The 18,252-nt window shown below is 51.1% G+C and carries 17 protein-coding genes; 16 read left to right on the forward strand and 1 reads right to left on the reverse strand.

Annotated features, from left to right (window positions below):
- Positions 1-10 precede the first annotated feature (10 nt).
- The 15 genes from AC0YN4_RS14550 to AC0YN4_RS14620 all read left to right on the forward strand — a co-directional run bounded on the left by AC0YN4_RS14550 (position 11) and on the right by AC0YN4_RS14620 (position 14,651).
- Positions 11-1,288 carry a M20 family metallo-hydrolase gene (locus tag AC0YN4_RS14550; RefSeq protein ID WP_475780401.1) on the forward strand — a complete coding sequence of 426 codons (1,278 nt, stop codon included), beginning with the start codon at positions 11-13 and terminating at the stop codon, positions 1,286-1,288.
- Between the two features lie 3 nt (positions 1,289-1,291).
- Positions 1,292-2,635 (forward strand): NAD(P)-dependent oxidoreductase, encoded by a 1,344-nt coding sequence (locus tag AC0YN4_RS14555; protein ID WP_475836071.1) that lies wholly within the window; start codon positions 1,292-1,294, stop codon positions 2,633-2,635.
- A gap of 26 nt (positions 2,636-2,661) precedes the next feature.
- On the forward strand, positions 2,662-3,939 hold the full coding sequence (gene preA, locus AC0YN4_RS14560) for an NAD-dependent dihydropyrimidine dehydrogenase subunit PreA (protein WP_475780403.1): 1,278 nt from the start codon (positions 2,662-2,664) through the stop codon (positions 3,937-3,939).
- A gap of 5 nt (positions 3,940-3,944) precedes the next feature.
- A complete protein-coding gene (gene hydA / locus AC0YN4_RS14565) occupies positions 3,945-5,354 on the forward strand; it encodes a dihydropyrimidinase (protein ID WP_475780404.1) in 1,410 nt (469 codons plus the stop codon).
- A gap of 9 nt (positions 5,355-5,363) precedes the next feature.
- A complete protein-coding gene (locus tag AC0YN4_RS14570; RefSeq protein WP_475836072.1) occupies positions 5,364-5,579 on the forward strand; it encodes a hypothetical protein in 216 nt (71 codons plus the stop codon).
- Positions 5,580-5,721: 142 nt separating this feature from the next.
- On the forward strand, positions 5,722-5,961 hold the full coding sequence (locus AC0YN4_RS14575; protein ID WP_475836073.1) for a hypothetical protein: 240 nt from the start codon (positions 5,722-5,724) through the stop codon (positions 5,959-5,961).
- A 140-nt stretch (positions 5,962-6,101) separates the two neighbouring features.
- Entirely contained in the window at positions 6,102-6,989 is an 888-nt protein-coding gene (locus AC0YN4_RS14580) for a phytanoyl-CoA dioxygenase family protein (protein ID WP_475780407.1), read from the forward strand.
- A gap of 238 nt (positions 6,990-7,227) precedes the next feature.
- Positions 7,228-7,899, forward strand: a complete 672-nt coding sequence (locus tag AC0YN4_RS14585) for a PspA/IM30 family protein (protein ID WP_475780408.1) — start codon at positions 7,228-7,230, stop codon at positions 7,897-7,899.
- 142 nt (positions 7,900-8,041) lie between these two features.
- Positions 8,042-8,446, forward strand: coding sequence for a DUF350 domain-containing protein (locus tag AC0YN4_RS14590; RefSeq protein ID WP_475780409.1), 405 nt, complete (start codon positions 8,042-8,044; stop codon positions 8,444-8,446).
- Between the two features lie 25 nt (positions 8,447-8,471).
- Complete coding sequence (locus AC0YN4_RS14595) at positions 8,472-8,978, forward strand: DUF4178 domain-containing protein (protein ID WP_475780410.1); 507 nt, start codon at positions 8,472-8,474, stop codon at positions 8,976-8,978.
- A gap of 15 nt (positions 8,979-8,993) precedes the next feature.
- Positions 8,994-9,731, forward strand: a complete 738-nt coding sequence (locus tag AC0YN4_RS14600) for a DUF4247 domain-containing protein (RefSeq protein ID WP_475780411.1) — start codon at positions 8,994-8,996, stop codon at positions 9,729-9,731.
- A 155-nt stretch (positions 9,732-9,886) separates the two neighbouring features.
- Complete coding sequence (lplT, locus tag AC0YN4_RS14605) at positions 9,887-11,101, forward strand: lysophospholipid transporter LplT (protein WP_475836074.1); 1,215 nt, start codon at positions 9,887-9,889, stop codon at positions 11,099-11,101.
- Positions 11,091-11,684: a DUF4269 domain-containing protein gene (locus AC0YN4_RS14610; protein WP_475836075.1), complete on the forward strand. Its 594-nt coding sequence runs from the start codon at positions 11,091-11,093 to the stop codon at positions 11,682-11,684. The genes lplT and AC0YN4_RS14610 overlap by 11 nt, the downstream gene beginning before the upstream one ends.
- Positions 11,685-11,780: 96 nt before the next feature.
- Complete coding sequence (locus AC0YN4_RS14615; RefSeq protein ID WP_090978112.1) at positions 11,781-12,689, forward strand: helix-turn-helix transcriptional regulator; 909 nt, start codon at positions 11,781-11,783, stop codon at positions 12,687-12,689.
- A gap of 195 nt (positions 12,690-12,884) precedes the next feature.
- Positions 12,885-14,651, forward strand: a complete 1,767-nt coding sequence (locus AC0YN4_RS14620; protein ID WP_475836076.1) for an ABC transporter ATP-binding protein — start codon at positions 12,885-12,887, stop codon at positions 14,649-14,651.
- Between the two features lie 72 nt (positions 14,652-14,723).
- Here the strand turns inward: AC0YN4_RS14620 and AC0YN4_RS14625 are convergent, their stop codons facing one another.
- Positions 14,724-15,890 (reverse strand): iron-containing alcohol dehydrogenase, encoded by a 1,167-nt coding sequence (locus AC0YN4_RS14625; RefSeq protein WP_475780416.1) that lies wholly within the window; start codon positions 15,888-15,890, stop codon positions 14,724-14,726.
- A 396-nt stretch (positions 15,891-16,286) separates the two neighbouring features.
- Here AC0YN4_RS14625 and glgB point away from each other — a divergent pair, with 396 nt between their 5' ends.
- Positions 16,287-18,212 carry a 1,4-alpha-glucan branching protein GlgB gene (glgB, locus tag AC0YN4_RS14630; protein WP_475780417.1) on the forward strand — a complete coding sequence of 642 codons (1,926 nt, stop codon included), beginning with the start codon at positions 16,287-16,289 and terminating at the stop codon, positions 18,210-18,212.
- Positions 18,213-18,252 lie beyond the last annotated feature (40 nt).

An 18,252-nucleotide genomic window follows, 5' to 3' on the forward strand; every position in this document is an offset into this window, starting at 1 on the left:
TCGAAGGAGCATGACAGCATCCGGGAGCTTGGCGATCAACAGAGAGAGACTGCATCGCAGAATCGATGAATTGGCACAAATCGGCAAGCTTGGCGATACCGGCGTATGCCGGCTCGCGCTGTCGCAAGAGGATTTGCAAGGCGTGCTGCTAGTCAAACGATGGATGGAAGAAGCCGGTTTGCAGGCACGAATCGACGCTTTCGGCAATTTATTCGGTCGGCTTGAAGGCAACGATTCCGGTAAACCGCTGCTGATGGCCGGTTCGCATATTGACTCGCAGCCCTATGGCGGACGATTCGATGGCGTCATCGGCGTGCTCGGTGCGCTGGAGGCGGTACAGACAATGACGGAGCGAGGTATTGTGCCTGAAATGCCCATCGAAATAGCTGCCTTCTGCGATGAGGAAGGCTGTCGGTTCAACAAGGGTTTGTTCGGTGTCCGGGGCATCACCGGGAAGCTGGAGGAAGGGGAGCTTGAGCGGACTGATGCTGCCGGTGTGACAAGACGCGAAGCATTGCTGGATTTCGGCGGCGACCCGGATGGATTCGAAGCGGCCCGCTATCGTGAAGGGTCAGTAGGGGCATTTCTAGAGCTGCACATAGAGCAGGGACCGGTGCTGGAAGCAATGGGGCGTCCGATCGGCATTGTAAGCGGGATCTCCGGTCCGCTCTGGCTGACGATCGAGATGACGGGTTTTGCGGGACATGCCGGTTCCGTGCCGATGCCGATGCGCAGAGACGCTCTGGTCGGGGCCGCCAGCGTCATTACGGCGCTGAATGCGCTGGCTCGCTCAGAGCCGGGGGCGCCGACAGTCGGGACCGTTGGCGCATTGCGCGTATTCCCGAACTCGCGCAACATCATTCCGGAGAAAGTAACGTTCACGATTGATCTCCGGGATATCGATATGGAGCGCCGTAGAGAGCGGGAGTCGCAGCTGTGGCGGATTCTGGAGGAAACGGCGAGCGAGCATGGTTTGACCTACACGGTGCGCGAAGATACGAACAGTGAGGCGAGATATTGCGCAGAGCGAATCAAGCAAGTGATGCGGGAAGAGGCAGCTCAGCTGCTTGATTACACGCCGCCTGAGCTGATGAGCGGTCCGTTCCATGATTCGCTTGCCATGTCGCATGTATGTGAGTATGGAATGATTTTTGTAAGGTGCAAGGACGGAATTAGCCATAATCCGCTGGAATATTCCACGCCGGAGGATATCGAGCTAGGTGTAGAGCTGCTGTATCGCACGATTGTGCGCATGTCTTCAGTCGATGGGGAAGAGGAAGGGGGATAAGCCTTGTATATTTCGGTTGAAGCGTTAAAGCGAAATTTTGCCGAAGTGAAGGCGGGGATGCGGCCGAAGGAAGCCATCGAAGAATCCAATCGCTGTCTCTATTGCTACGATGCACCTTGCATACAGGCATGTCCGACAGGCATCAACATTCCCTCTTTCATCAAAAAAATAGCAACCGGCAACCTTACCGGCTCGGCCCGCACCATCATGGACGCCAATCCCGTTGGCGCCAGCTGCTCGCGCGTTTGCCCGACAGAAGAGCTCTGCGAAGGCGCATGCGTGCTGAATCATTCCTCCAAACCGATCCGGATCGGCGACCTGCAGCGTTATGCGACGGACTGGGCCATCAAGAACGAGCAGCAGTTATTCACTGCCGGCGCCCGCAACGGGCGTTCCGTTGCAGTCGTCGGAGGCGGGCCGGCAGGATTGTCTGCTGCGCGGGAGCTGGCCCGGTTCGGATTTGCGGTGACCGTATTTGAAGCAAAGGAGCAGGCAGGCGGGCTAAACACATATGGAATCGTGTCGTTCCGGCTGCCGCAGCCGATTGCTCTGTGGGAGGTCGAGCAAGTGCGCCGGTTAGGCGTCGATATCCGCACAAACACGGCAGTCGGTCGCGACGTCTCTGCTGAGGAGTTGCTCGACGGATATGATGCGGTGTTACTGTCCGCAGGCATGTCGAAGGTGCCGATGCTGGGCATTCCCGGTGAAGAGCTTGCAGGCGTATATGATGCGATCGAGCTGGTTGAGTTAACCAAAGTATCGCTCACTGCAGAGCTGAGCGGCCGCAATGTCGTAGTCATCGGAGCAGGCAACACCGCAATTGATGCGGCAACCTGCTCCGTGCGAATGGGTGCATCTCGCGTGGAGATCTGCTATCGTCGCTCACAGCAGGAGATGACGGCCTACGAGTTTGAGTACGAGTTTGCCAAGAGCGACGGTGTTGCCTTTCGATGGCTGACTGCGCCGCTTCGCATTATTGGCGATGAGCAGGGTCGTGTGAAGGGGATCGCATGTATTCGCATGAAGCTTGAGGCGTCTGAGGAAGGCGGCAGGGCTCGGCCAGTAGCGATACCAGGCAGTGAGTTCACTATCGAGGCAGATGCGATTGTTAAAGCGATCGGACAGTCCAGACATGCGTCGTTGGTCGATCAGTTTGGCCTCGTGCATAAACGCGGCATCGTGACGGTCGATCCAGCTACCTATTTAACCTCGAACGATCGAATCTATGCGGCAGGCGATATTATTTTCGGCGATGGGCAAGGCGAAGCGATGGTCGTCTCGGCTGCGCAGCAAGGGAAGCTTGCTGCTTATGCGATCTATCGCCGGCTTGTGGCGGACCAGGTCTAAATTCCAAAGAGAGGCAGGGCGATCATATGGCTGATTTGCGCATTAATTTGGCTGGAATCGAATCACCGAACCCGTTCTGGCTTGCTTCCGCTCCGCCTACGAATACCGGCTATCAGGTGCAGCGTGCGTTTGAAGCAGGCTGGGGCGGAGCTGTGTGGAAGACGCTCGGCGATCCCATTATCAACACATCATCTCGGTTTGCCGCCGTTCATTTCAACGGACAACGAGTGGCAGGCTTCAACAATATCGAGCTGATTACGGATCGTCCGCTTGAAGTGAACCTGAAGGAAATCGCAGAGACGAAGAAGCTGTTCCCCGAACGGGCACTGGTCGTATCGCTCATGGTAGAGCCGAAGCGGGATAAATGGCATGAAATCGTTAAGAAGGTGGAGGCCGTCGGCGTCGACGGTCTGGAGCTGAATTTCGGCTGCCCGCATGGCATGGCCGAACGGGGGATGGGCTCAGCGTCTGGTCAGCAGCCTGACTTAGTCGAGAAGCAAACCTACTGGGCGAAGGAAGCGGCACGCACGCCGGTCATCGTGAAACTGACGCCGAATATTACCGATATTACGGCAACGGCGCTAGCTGCCGTTAGAGGCTGTGCGGATGCGATCTCGCTTATTAACACGATAAATTCGCTTGCAGGCGTCGATCTTGACACTTGGAATACGATTCCGCATGTCGGCGGAAAGGGTTCGCATGGCGGATATTGCGGTCCTGCGGTGAAGCCGATCGCGCTGAACATGGTAGCCGAATGCGCAAGGCATCCGCGTATTGATGTACCGATCTCCGGCATTGGCGGCATCTCGGATTGGCGGGATGCGGTCGAGTTTATGCTGATGGGTGCAACCGGCGTGCAGATCTGCACGGCTGCGATGCATCACGGCTTTCGAATCGTCGAGGATATGATTGATGGACTGAACAACTACCTCGACAGCAAAGGAATTGCGAGTGTCGGCGAGCTGACCGGTCGGTCTGTGGAGCGGTACACCGAGTGGGGAAACCTGGATTTGAACTATGCCGTAACGGCGAAGATTGATACCGAAGTATGCATCTCCTGCAACAAATGTTATATCGCTTGCGAGGATACGTCTCATCAATGCATCGACCGATTAACGGATGACGCGGGACGGAGTTACTTGAAGGTGCGGGAAGAGGACTGCGTCGGCTGTAATTTATGCGCGATTGTCTGTCCTGTCGAAGGTGCAATTGCAATGATCGAGCAGCCTGCAACCGGCATTTCCATGTCATGGAATGAGCGTCAGGCGGCGATTGCGATGCTTAAGCAGCAAAAGGAGGCATGAGCAGAATGGCCAAAATTATCACGAATGGGACCATTGTAACCGCCGCAGATATCAGCCGCGCAGATTTGCTAATCGAGAACGGGCTCATAACGGCAATCGGCAGCGACTTGCTTCGGTTAGCGCCTCAGGCGGAGGTTATCGACGCTGCGGGCTGCTATCTGTTTCCCGGCGGGGTTGATCCCCATACCCATCTGGATATGCCTTTCGGCGGTACGATTACAGCGGATGATTTCGAGACCGGCACAATAGCAGCAGCATATGGCGGCACGACGACGATTATCGATTTCTGCCTGACAGACAAAGGGAAGCCGCTCAGCAGCGCGATCCGCAGTTGGCATGAGAAAGCGCAAGCGAAGGCTGTCATTGATTACGGCTTTCATCTCATGATCAGTGAAATTACGGATGAGGTGTTGGAGGAATTGCCTTCCATCATCAACAACGAAGGGATCACCTCGTTCAAAGTGTTTATGGCTTATAAAAACGTCCTTCAAGCCGATGACGGCATTCTGTACCGTACTTTGCTCAGCGCGAAGGAGCACGGTGCCTTGGTTATGGTGCATGCAGAGAATGGCGATGTCATCGACTATTTGATCCGTCAGGCGTTAGCCCAAGGCCATACAGAGCCGATCTATCACGCATTGACGCGCCCTTCCGTGCTGGAGGGGGAGGCGACGGGGCGAGCTGTCCGGTTGACCGGATTAGCGGATTCGCAGCTGTACGTCGTGCATGTCACATGTGAGGAAGCGGTAAAGCAAATCGCAGAGGGGCGCCTAGATGGACTGCGTGTGTGGGGGGAGACCTGCCCGCAATATTTGCTGCTCGACGTTTCGTACCTGGAGAAACCGGATTTTGAAGGGGCGAAATACGTCTGGTCGCCTCCGCTTCGCGCGAAGGAGCATCAAGCGGCATTATGGAATGCACTGAAGAACGGGCAGCTGCAGACGGTCGGTTCCGATCAATGTTCCTTTAATTTCAACGGACAGAAGGAGCTTGGCTTAGGCGATTTCAGCAAAATACCAAACGGAGGACCGATCATCGAGGACCGATTCAGCCTGCTGTATTCCGAAGGAGTCGAGAAAGGCAGACTCAGTCTCAATCAGTTCGTTGACATTATAGCGACCAGAGCTGCGAAGCTATTCGGCATCTTCCCTCAGAAAGGGACGCTTGCCGTCGGCAGCGATGCGGACATCGTCATTTTCGATCCTACAGTAAAGCGTGTTATTTCTGCCGAAACGCATCATATGAACGTCGATTACAATCCGTTCGAAGGGGTAGCTGTAACTGGCGTCCCGAATTCTGTTCTTAGCCGCGGGGAGTTTATTATCCGCAATCAGCAGTTTGTTGGCAGTCCGGGAAGCGGGCACTATCTGCGGCGCAATAAGTTCGGAAGCGAGCGCGCGAGCGAGAAAGGGTGAGTCGGCATAATGTCGGAGCACAGCGAATTTCTGGCCGAGAAGGCAGCAATTGACGGATATTTGGAGCAGGGGTATCGCATAGCAGGGGTCATCGAGGATTTAAGCGGCGACAAATTGCTGCTTGCACCGCCTGGAGAGGCTGGGAACGCCAAGCTTACGACGCTCCACCTGCGAAATGCCAATGCGCGAAAATATTGGTCCACGCTCTTACTGAACAATGGATAAGAATAACTTGCGCAGCGTCTCGGATTAATCCGGGACGTTTTCTTATTGTGAAGCTTTTGTTCAAGGAATTTATTAACAGACCATCGAATTAATAATCGTACGAAATTTTTGCAATCATGAATAGCTGGAGAAGGTGATCGCAATGGGCAATATCGATAAGAGGAATCGTCTTGATGAGGAAGTTTTCACCTATCGGGTGACGAAGGACAATAAGGTGTTCATATCGTACAAAGGAAAGCAGGTTACGTCGTTAGCTGGTAAAGAGGCGGACAAGTTCTTGTCCCGAATCAGCGGCCAGGATTTTAAAACCATTCAGCTCGTCATGGCGAAGGCGACAGGTCATTTCAAACACGGCAACGAGAAGGACAGCAAACGAGAGTAGTACCACGTTCTACGCAAGACTGACTGACTCCATAGTTTTGCATACATTTTAAAGCGGTTTCAATAAATACATTCCGGTGCCGAATTGCTTGCTTACAGGTTGGAAAAGCAAAGATTACGATATCTTGGGAGGAACTTGAGATGACAGTAAAGGTGAAAATCGGCGAATGTGAGCTGGAGATGAATGGCCCTTATTTGACGGAGCTGAGGGAATCAAACGATATCCTTGACGATGAGATCAAGCTGCGGGAAAGGCTGAAAGAAGACGGCTATCTGTTCATCAGGGATTTTCATAATCGCTCCAAAGTACAGCAGGCAAGGTTGGCCTTCCTGCAGCGAATTCATGAACAAGGGAAGCTGATGCCGGGAATGCCGCTAGAAGACGGGATCATCAATGACAGTAATAAAGCAGCAGGCTTCCAAGGCAGCGAGAATCAACCCCAGGAGCTGCTTGATGTCGTGAACAGCGATTCGACGATGCAGTTCTTCGAACGTTTTCTGGGCGGCGAATGTATCACGTATGATTACAAATGGGTGCGAGCTGTCGAGACAGGCGGATTTACCGGGGCACATTATGACATAGTCTATATGGGACGCGGAACGAAGAACTTATACACGCTATGGACACCGCTTGATGACATTCCTTATGAATTAGGCGGACTGGCCATATTATTGGGCTCCCAGCACTTTGATCGCATTCGGGAAACGTATGGACAGATGGATGTGGATCGAGACCGCGTGGATGGTTGGTTTTCATCTGATCCACTCGAGCTGATTAACAAATATGGCGGACGGTGGGCGACTACGGAGTTTAGGGCTGGAGATGCCATTCTGTTCGGTATGTATACGATGCACGGCTCATTAACGAATCAAACGAACCGTTACCGGTTCAGTGCCGATACGAGATATCAGCTCAAGTCGGAGCCGGTTGATGAGCGCTGGATCGGAGCCAAGCCCAAAGGCCATTATGCTTGGCATGCCGGCCCGACGGTCAGCATGGAGGATGCAAGAGCAAAATGGGGCGTATAGAATAAACAGGGGGGTCTTTCGTAGTTAACTGCGAAAGACTCTTTTCTTGTCTTGCGTTCCTATGGTAAATTAGGGGAAGGCTACGAAGGAAGGTGCTTCGCCGCCCCGATTGGCGTAAATTGCAGCAGGGACTGTAGGAAATATAATCAAACGAGAATATTTGTGAAACGAATGAATTCACTTGTCGTATTAGAGAGCATGAACGCATACGAACACCATTTTGAGGAGGAAACGAAACATGTCTGTATTTAAACGATTGCGGGACCTAACGTTATCGAACGTATATTCACTTATTGAGAAAGCTGAAGACCCGATTAAACTGACTGATCAATATATCCGCGATATGCAAGAGGATCTAGAGGATGCGGAGAAAGCTGTTGCATCCCAGATCGCAATTGAGAAACGGTTCAAGCAGTTGTACGAGGAACAAGATGCACTCGTTAAGAAACGCGAAGAGCAGGCACACACAGCCGCTTCCTTGCAGAATATCGAGCTGGCAAGACGTGCGCTGGAAGAGAAGAAAGCAGCTGAGCAGAAGCGTGATGAATACAAAGTCAGCTACGATACGAATAAAGCGTCCGCAGACAATCTTCGCTCCAAGCTGGGCGAAATGCGCGAGCAGCTGACTGAAATGAAGAACAAGCGTGAGACGCTCGTTGCTCGTTACAAAGCAGCGAAAGCACAAGCTGAGATTAACAAGTCGATGGCTGGTTTCAGCTCCGATACGGCAATGTCGGGTTTGAAGCGTATGGAAGAGAAAATGCTGCAAGCTGAAGCCCAAGCCGAAGCAAGCAATGAAATGAACAGCAAAGCCAAGTCGCTGGACGATGAGTTCGAAGCGCTCGGCAAGAATAAAGCCGTTGACGATGAGCTCGCGGCGCTGATGAAGAAATACGAGAACAAAGAATAACAGGTGGAGCTTAATCCGCAAGTGGCTGTTTAGGGAAGAACGTCTGCCGGCCGGAATCACGCACATTGCTTGATTCCAGGCCCTGCGGCGTTTTTTCTTTGCAGATGGGCTGCGGCACAATGGATGACGGAGGAATAATGGAATGACATTAAATGAGATGGTTGCGATTTTCGTTTGGACCGGGGCCGGTGCAGTACTGCTGGTTGTGCTAATGGCGGTCGATTCCTTGTTTACCCGGTATAAGGATTTGGAAGAAATCAAGAAGGGCAACGTAGCGGTGACGAGCCGTTTTGTCATGAAGCTGCTCGCGCAAGCTTATATCCTGTCGCAGTCGATTTCGACTTCGAATCATCTCGGGGAAGCGCTGCTCGTATCCGTCATTTCGTTTGTCATCTTATTGCTCGTGGAGAGTATTGTTGAATTCGTACTTCGCTCCACAACCGGACTTGACTTGAGTGAAGGCACGAAAGACAACAAGCTTTCGCATGCGCTGCTGGCGGGATCGCTCCACGTGGCAGGTGCCTTGATCATCGGTTCGTGTCTGTAATCTTGAACAATAGGGAGTTATCGTCATGAGCTTATTCAAACGAATTAAGAATATAATGGCCAAACCGGAACCGGCGAAGATGGAGAAAAGCGTCCTGACGATTGGTCCCGGGGATGTAGTCGAAGTGTCGCTTGTTACGTACCAGGTCGTTGGCAGGCTGCATAACCGCCAACGTAATCTGATTGTATTAACGCTTCAAGACGGTTCCGCGATCCAATACTTAACCATTGAAGAACGGGAGCGTACCGAGTATGCTTTGTACAATTCCATCGATGGGCGGCTCGATTCCGTTGAGGAAGTACCAACAGAAATCGAATTGGATGACCGTGTGTTCCATTTGGAGGAGCAGTATTCAGGCCTCGTTACCGCATCCGGTAAGACGCCGTTTGTGCAAGGTGGAGAGCAATACGTCTGGCAGTATCAATCTGATGATATGAAGCTGCTGCGTATTGAATGGCAGGATGGCCGATTCATGCTATATGAAGGTGAAGATGTGCTTCCGGCCGATGTTCGCGTTCTCCGCGGCAGTTAGGAGATGATGAGTGGGATGCGCAAAGCCAGTTATTTAATCAAATTATTGCTTGTTGTAACGCTCATTGTTCCTCTTCTTGCCGCTTGCGGCATGAATAAGACGATTGAAGAGAACTATCCGCTGGAGTCCGTCAACGGAAGCGGCAATGAAACGTCTTATGTGTATCGCGCAGCAGGTGTCAGTGTACCTGAAGTAGCGAAGGCGCTCATCGATGAGTCCAAGCCGCAGCAGCAATCGCCTGAGAAAACAGATCATATGTTTCTCGTCTACTCGGACCGAGTTGTCCATCTGCAGCAGGATGCAGCAAAGCCGGAAGATACACTGATCGAAGTGGATTCCAAAGAGTACGTCCGCAATAACTACAGCTCCAGTTTCTTGCAAGGCTATCTGATCGCCAGCATCTTAGGTGATTTATTCGATAACGGTCGTTATGGGAATGGCAATTATCGTGGTTATTCCGACCGAGATAAGTACAAGCCGAAGGGCGGCACTTATCATGCCCCGTCGGTTCAGGAGAAGAAAGCCGTTCCCCCGATGACAGTTAGTCGGACCGGATCGATCTTCAAACGCTCCAAGAACGCCGATACCAGCAAGGTGGGCGAAGGCGGGCTCTTCAACAAAGCTCCCCCCCAATCCGGCAAAATTACGCGCGATTCCGGCGGCAGCAAGAAGTCGAGCAGCTGGCTTACGCCGCGCAAATCCTCGAAACCGAAGACCAGAGTCGGATTCGGCAGAATTTCGAGACGACGATAAACGAAAACGAAGAGACCGGCATAAGCAGACGAAAGTGGAGCTGCTTATCCGGTCTTTTTTTTGCGTATATGGCATGATCTTACTTTAATTCGATTGCGGCATTAGGTATGATGGAGAGATCATAATGGCTGCTTGTAATAGGAAGGGGAACTGGAATGAAACGGTTGCTGTCACCGCTGAATACGGTCGTACTTACTCAATTTCTGAGCGCATTCGCGGATAATTTGAACTTTTTTCTCATCGTGGGCATGGTCAAGCGACAAGGGGTCGCCAATCCGGATATCGCCGTCAATTACATACAGATTGCGTTCCTCTGCGCTTATGTTATACTGGCTCCGGTCGTTGGCGCATTCGCTGATAAGAAGGCCAAATCGAATGTGCTGCTTCTCGGTAATGTACTGAAAGCAATCGGAATTGGGCTGCTGCTTTTCGGTCTACCGCCTGCACTGTGTTATGTGTTCGTCGGGATTGGGGCTGTTGTCTATTCGCCTGGGAAATATGGCATCCTCACCGAGCTAACCACGAATGAGAGCGAGCTGCTGCGGGCAAATGCCAAAGTCGAGGGCTCCACGATTCTGGCGATTCTGCTCGGGACAGTGGCGGGCGGGTTCCTCGCCCAGAATTCGGATCTGCCGGCTGTACTGACATGTATGGCTGTCTATCTGTTGTCGTTGTTCATGACGCTTATGATCCCGGCCAAAGCAGGAAACAGCTCCTTGCGTTACGGCAAAGAAGCCGTTCAATTTCTGCGCGACTTCTCCTTGTTGTTCCGCAATGCGCGTGCTCGGTTTTCCTTAATCGGCACCGGATCGTTCTGGCTTACGGCAGCAGTGCTCCGCATTGCGCTCATTGCTTGGTTGCCGCTTAATCTTGGAATCGAAGATACCGATCAACAGTCGATGATGATTGGCGTTACGGCGATCGGCGTCGTTTGCAGCGCGTTCCTAACACCTAAACTTGTGCCGGCAGGCAGGCTGCACCGAGCATTCTACTATGGTCTCTTTATGGTCGCTTCCGTTATGGTGGCATCGTTAACTTATGTGCTGTGGATGACGATTCTTCTTCTTTTCTTAATCGGCGTCTTCGGCGGTATCTTCGTTATTCCGCTGAATACGATGCTGCAGGAAGAAGGCAAAGCACTGATTGGATCTGGCAAGACAATTGCGGTGCAGAACTTCGTGGAGAATATTCTTACGGTCAGTGGACTTGTCATTTATTTAACGCTCAGCCAAATGGATGTTTCCGTTAACGGCTCCGTCATCGGGATTGGACTGGTGCTGCTCCTCTTTATTCTTTTCCTCGCAACCCAGCTTGGCGGCATTAAAGAAGGCGGAGAATCAGCTCCGTTAAAGCAACGACATGAGCACTAGGCACACTGCAGGGTCTTTCCTTTCCGTGGATTGGAAGGACCCTGCTTATTTACTGGCGGGAAGTCCTACCCAAGTCGAAGTATATAACTTACTGAAGAAGCACCTGCTTCTAGAGAAGCTTAAACCATACGCACCGATCCTTGTAGGAACTGTACCGATCGGAATTAACATTGCATGCAGCGACTTGGACATCATCTGTGAAGTGACTGACTTTGATGCCTTTGAAGCTGCGATGAAGGCGGAGTTCGAGCGGCAGCAATGTACGATCGTTCGAAGAATCGTTGCCGGTCTTGAACGCATCAAGGTGAATTTCACGCTTGAGCATTGGCCGATTGAGATATTTGCGCAATCCATTAGGACTAGCGAACAGAACGGTTACCGGCACATGGTTGTTGAGGCACGGATGCTGGCATTGTTCGGCCATGCTTTTCAATCGGAGATCATACGTCTGAAAGAGAATGGTTTCAAAACAGAGCCGGCTTTCGCGAAGGCGCTCGAGCTTGAAGGAGATCCCTATATGAAGCTGCTGGAGCTTGCTGATTGGACAGACGAGCAGCTGCTTGCGTTAATAGTGGCTGACTAAATAAACAATTATCAAGAATCGTAGAATAGATGTATCTCCATAAGCGAATGTCTGTTAGAATATACGGACTCAACACTTTTGCTAGGAGGCCTTACCTTGTCGTCCGAACCGCTGCTCACCTTTCTGTCACCGCCGCTGCCTTACTTTATTGAATCCAACCGCGGCTCTTATGGGCCGGGCGGCGAACATCCTAACCGTCGGAATATCGGCGTTTTCGACTTGCTGTTTGTGCATAGCGGAACGTTATACATTGGCGAAGAATCGAATTCCTGGGCAATCGGTCCAGGACAAATGTTGATCTTAAGACCGGATTTATGGCATTATCCAACGAAACCATGTACAGAAGAAACCGTGTTTGATTGGGTTCATTTTCAAACTGCAGGTCCTTGGGAAGAGTTAAACGATACGAACTGCGGCACACTTCGCGGCGATTATTATTCCTACGCGATCAGACTGCCGAAGACGATGACGTTCTCCTATCCGGATGAAGCGATTTCGCTCTTCAGCAAGCTGCACGATGCGGCTATGGGTACATCGCATGCGGCGTTCTGGCAGCGACAGCAGTGGTTCCTCCATCTGCTGCAGCTATTCGATGAGGGCTGGCGCAGTGATGCGGCTAAAGCTCCGATTGCCGTAGCCGAAGAGGCAGCTGCCTACTTGAAAATGCATTTCCGCACAACCGTAACAAATGCGAAGCTTGGTGATGTGATGGGATTGCATCCGAACTATATTGCGCGCTGCATGGGCGAAGTATTCGATTGCACGCCGCAGCAGTATCTGCTTTCCTATCGGATGGATCAAGCGAAGCTGATGCTTATGAAGACCAATTGGCCGATTTCCAGAATCGCAGATGAAACCGGGTTTAAGCAAACCCCGCATTTCTCGCGTTCCTTCGCCGAGCATGTCGGGATTACGCCGCTTTCCTATCGGAAGCGCTTTACCGGCAGCAGCAGGGATAAACAAACCATGCTTGATATGCGCAATCATGCGCTTGATCGAGAGTAATAGACATGCGGCAGCCTGCCGGTCCTCGCTTGTTCGAGGGCTGGCAGGTTTTTTGGTTGAAGAGTATCAAGTTGTTTAACTTGTGTTTTGCCTGTTTACGAACCTGATATTTTCAATTAAGATAGCCAAAGACGTTTTAGTATTTGTTGCCGGATGAGGGATGGGAACGCATTGGAGAAAATAGAGAAAGCTCGTTTGAATTATGAACACGCCTTTCAGCAGGCTGCTACGCTGGAAGAGAAAAGTCCCGTGAAATTTCTGATTGCACTTTACCGCGGAAACTTCACCAACCTGCTGCTCTCGTTGTTATTTTACATCGTGAAGAGCTCGCCGATTTTTGTACTGCCGATTGTGACGGCCAACATTATCAACATTGTCAGCCAGCCCAGCGCACATTCGGAACGGGAATTATGGATAAACTTTGCTGTTATCGTAGTTGTTATTTTGCAAAATATCCCGACGCATACTTGGTATGTCTCGTACATGAGCCGCGCCATCAGACATGTCGAAGCCGGCATACGAAGCGCACTTGTCCGCAAGCTGCAGCAGCTGTCGATTACGTATCATCGCGACCTGCAAGCAGGACGGCTTCAGTCGAAGGTGCTGCGGGACGTTGAGGCGGTCGAGCAGCTTTCCAAGCAAGTGATGCTGACGCTGATGCCTGCTCTCATTAATATTATCGTTTCCATTATCATTACGGTGCGCAACAGCTGGTCAGTATCGCTTTTCTTCGTGATGACGATTCCGGCAGCTATTCTGCTCGTGCGGATATTCCGTAAGAAAATCAGCTCGACCAATAAGGAATTCCGTAAAGAAATCGAGAAGATGTCCTCCAAAATGTCCGAGATGGTCGAGATGATTCCGGTCACGCGAGCACATGGCTTGGAAGAAGTGGAGATCGAGCGCATTGACGGGACGCTGCGCAAGCTGCAAGGGAAGGGGCTAAGGCTGGATATCGCCGAGGCGTATTTTGGCGCTTCCAACTGGGTCACGTTCCAGCTGTTCCAGGTGTTCTGCCTGCTGTTCACGGCTTTCCTTGCTTACAAAGGACAGATCGAAGTTGGCAATATCGTGATGTATCAAGGCTTCTTCAGCATGATCTTAGGCTCGGTATCTGCCTTGATTACGACCTACCCAAATATGGCCAAAGGCTTCGAGTCTATCTATTCCATTACGGAAATTCTCAACTCGCCGGAGATTGAACGTAACGATGGGAAGATCAAACTGCGCGAGATTAGCGGTGAGATTGCTTTGGAAGATATTCAGCTTGTTTATCCGGGCTCTGAGCATCATGTCTTGGAGGAAGTGACGCTGACGGTAAGAGCCGGCGAATGTATCGCCTTTGTCGGGGAGTCCGGGGCGGGGAAGTCGACTATTCTTAATCTCGTCACAGGTTTCCTGCAGCCTACAGGCGGCAAGCTGACGATCGACGGAGTGAACATCGATGATATCGATCTTCGGGAATACCGCAAATTCATTTCGGTTGTCCCGCAAACGAATATTCTGTTCTCCGGTACGATCCGCGACAATATCGTGTACGGTTTGCCGGATATTACAGATGAGCAAATTTATGCTGCGATTGAAATGGCGAATTTGTCTGAGATGATCAAGCGATTGCCGAGCGGCATCCATACGAAGGTCGGCGAGCATGGCGGCAAGCTGTCCGGCGGGCAGCGTCAGCGGATTGCGATTGCACGGGCACTTATCCGTAATCCGAAAGTCATTATCTTGGATGAAGCGACGTCAGCGCTCGATAATGCGTCGGAATACCATGTGCAGAAAGCGATGCAGGAGCTGATCAAAGGCAGAACCACGTTCATCGTCGCGCATCGCTTGTCCACGATTCGCGATGCCGATCGCATCGTCGTGATGAAGCAGGGCCGAATTGCGGAGATTGGCACATTCGATGAGTTGATTGCGAGCAAAGGGGAATTTTATCATCTGAAGCAGCTTCAGATCTAAACGAAAAAAGCTGTCCCATACCGCATCCATCAAGATGGAACGCGTTCGGGACAGCTTTTTCAATTGCGTTTATTAAAGCGATAGCTCTAGAATTTGACGCACATCTGATTCGTTCAGCTTCTTGAAGTTGCCAAGCGGGCCGAAGCGCACGGCTTCTTTCGCCATTGTGTCAATATTCTCGCGGCCGATGTTGTAGTAAGCAAGTGTTGCAGGTGCGCCGATCCGTGTGAAGAAGGCGCGAGTTGCTTCAATGCCGGCCAGCGCCAGCTCCTCGTCCGACTTGTTGCCGCGTTCAATTCCCCATACGCGCTGCGCGTATTGCGTGAAACGGTCAATCCGCTCATTATATACATATTTCATCCAGTTCGGGAACACAATCGATAGTCCGGCGCCATGCGGAATGTCGTAGATGGCACTGATTTCATGCTCGATGCCATGGGAAGCCCAGTCGTTCTGCGTACCGACACTAATTAATCCGCCGTTTAGCGCCATGGTTCCGCAGAGCATAAGATTCGCGCGTGCTTCGTAATTCTCAGGGTTCTCCATTGCAATCTCCGCGTTCTCGATAACCGTTAACAGGATGGATTCGCACAGACGTTCTTGCAGCGGAGCATTAGGCGTCAGCGTAAAGTACTGCTCGAACACATGAGACATGATATCGACTGATCCGTTTACGGTTTGGTCACGCGGTACCGAGAACGTAAGCGTCGGGTCCAAAATCGAGAAGCGAGGATAGGCATACATGCTGCCAAATGCGCGTTTCTGCTTCGTCTCCCAGTTCGAAATAACGGCATTTCCGTTCATTTCGGAGCCTGTTGCCGATAAAGTCAAGATCGTGCCGATTGGGAGCGCATCGCGAATAACGGCTTTCTGCATAAAGAAATCCCAAACATCTCCATCATAGAGCGCGCCTGCTGCAATCGCTTTGGCTGCATCGAGTACGCTTCCTCCGCCGACAGCAAGCACGAGGTCTACTTTCTCGCTGCGACACAGCTCGATCCCGCGGTTAACGGAAGTTAGACGAGGGTTCGGCTCGATGCCGGACAGTTCCACGACCTTAGCGTCAATGGACTTCAACTGCGTCATGACTTCATCATATAGGCCGGTTTTCTTGATGCTGCCGGATCCATAAACGAGTAGAATCGTCTTGCCGTACGCTTCCGCCAGCTTGCCCAGTTGACTGACCGTACCGCTGCCGAAGACGATTTTCGTTGGGTTCTGAAAAGTAAATGAATTCATGTCGCACCTCCATAAGTTGGTTACACCATGCTTATCTTATCGATAGTGGAGGAGTGAAGTCAAGGCGAGGGAATGACGACCGGCAAACGGTTCGGCTTGACGCCGCGCGAGTATCGGATGAAGAAATATGGTCCTAATTCTCCCAATATATTAAGATATGAACTGTTCCTATCAGAACAGTTTTTATTTATTTTACGCCATTTTTTGACAAAAATTTTTCTTGACAAATCTAACATCTAGATAACAAAGAGTGAAATAGTGGACGAATCAAAATTTTCTGAAAATAGGATGCCAACTTTAAAAAGAGAGTGTATAATGAAATAAAAATCGCGCCTGCGTTAGTAAACATGACAATACCTTTACAAGTAGCTACACTAGGGGAGGTGCATGCCAATTATGGCTAATGCGGCTGCAATCGGTCTATCTTTGCGCGATATATACCTTTTTAACAAAGGAAATTTGTTTCATAGTTACCGAACTTTTGGTGCGCATCCGATTCGCCTCGGCGACGAAACCGGCGTACGATTCACCGTGTGGGCTCCCAATGCCAAGCATGTCCGAATTGTTGGTTCGTTTAACGATTGGAATGGGTACCAACATGAAATGGAGTTATTTGGCGAAACCGGCGTTTGGAGCTTATTTGTACCAAGTATTGGGCCGGGAACGGTATATAAGTATGAAATTCAAACCCTTGACGACGCTCTGCTGCTAAAGTCGGATCCTTATGCGTTTCAATCCGAGCTGCGGCCAAGCACGGCATCCGTTGTTGCTGAAGTATTCCATTTTAACTGGAATGATGGAGACTGGCATCAGCGTAAGCTAGAAGACAGTCCATATCACGAAGCAATGCTCACGTATGAAGTCCACCTTGGTTCATGGCGCAATTGGGGCAAGGAGCTGTTCTGGACCTACGAAGAGATGGCTGGTGCGCTCGTCGATTATGTCGTTGATATGGGTTATACCCATATCGAGCTGCTCCCCATTACGGAGCATCCGCTCGATCAATCTTGGGGGTATCAAGCGACCGGTTATTATGCGCCAACAAGCAGGTATGGGACGCCAGAGCAGCTTATGCATCTTATTGATCGCTGCCATCAGCGCGGCATCGGAGTCATCTTAGACTGGGTTCCCGGTCATTTCTGCAAGGATGATCATGGATTGCGGCAGTTTGACGGGACACCGATCTTCGAAGGAAAGAACTGGAAGCTGGCGGAGAAACCGCTGTGGGGAACACTGGCTTTCGACTTTAGCTGCACGGAAGTGCAAAGTTTTCTCATTTCTAATGCGATCTATTGGATGGACGTATTCCATATCGACGGTCTGCGAGTGGATGCCGTTGCCAGTATGATCGATCTTCATTTTGACAAACCTCCTGAGCTTTACACCTATAACGCATTTGGCGGCACGGAGAATACCGATGCCATCCGTTTTCTGAAACGATTGAACGAAACCGTTTTTCAGTATTTTCCGGATGCCTTAATGATTGCCGAGGACTCTTCTTCTTGGCCAGCCGTTACTTCACCAACTTACATGGGCGGCCTTGGCTTCAATTTCAAATGGAACATGGGTTGGATGAATGACATGCTGCGCTACATGGCGCTTGATCCGAATGATCGCATGCGACACCATAACCTCATCACCTTCTCTCTCGTATATGCATTCTCTGAAAATTTCGTATTGCCGCTTTCACACGACGAGGTCGTGCACGGAAAACATTCGCTCCTGAACAAAATGTCCGGCACCTATGAGCAGAAATTCGCACAGCTCCGCTTATTCTACGGCTATTGGATGACGCATCCGGGCAAGAAGCTGCTCTTTATGGGCGGTGAGTGGGGACAGTTCGACGAATGGAAAGATGCTGAGGCACTTGATTGGCAGCTTCTTGAATATCGTGCTCACGGGAGCATGCACCATTATGTTAAATCCCTTAATCATATATATGGCGAGCAGCCATCGCTTTGGGAGCGGGATTGCGATCCCGGCGGATTTGAATGGATTGACGTCCACAACGCCGCGCAGAGCGTCATCGTCTTCATGCGCCGCGGACATGCGAGTGGCGAGTTCATGATTGTTGTCTGTAATTTCTCCTATCATCACTACTCCGACTATCGAATCGGCGTACCTGAATCCGGTGAATACCGGATCGTTTTACACAGTGAGGCGGCAGCCTTCGGCGGTGTCTTAACGGACATTCCGGAAGTTCTATATAGCAAACCGGCACCATGGCATGGAAGGCCTTGCAACATTTCGCTTGAACTTCCACCGCTATCGATTCAATTGCTGGTACTTGCCAAGGGGTCACTTGACCGCATTGATCGCTAAACCACGCATCACTGATTGACAGCAATCATTACACCTACTG

This window comes from Paenibacillus sp. J22R3, from assembly GCF_056269305.1.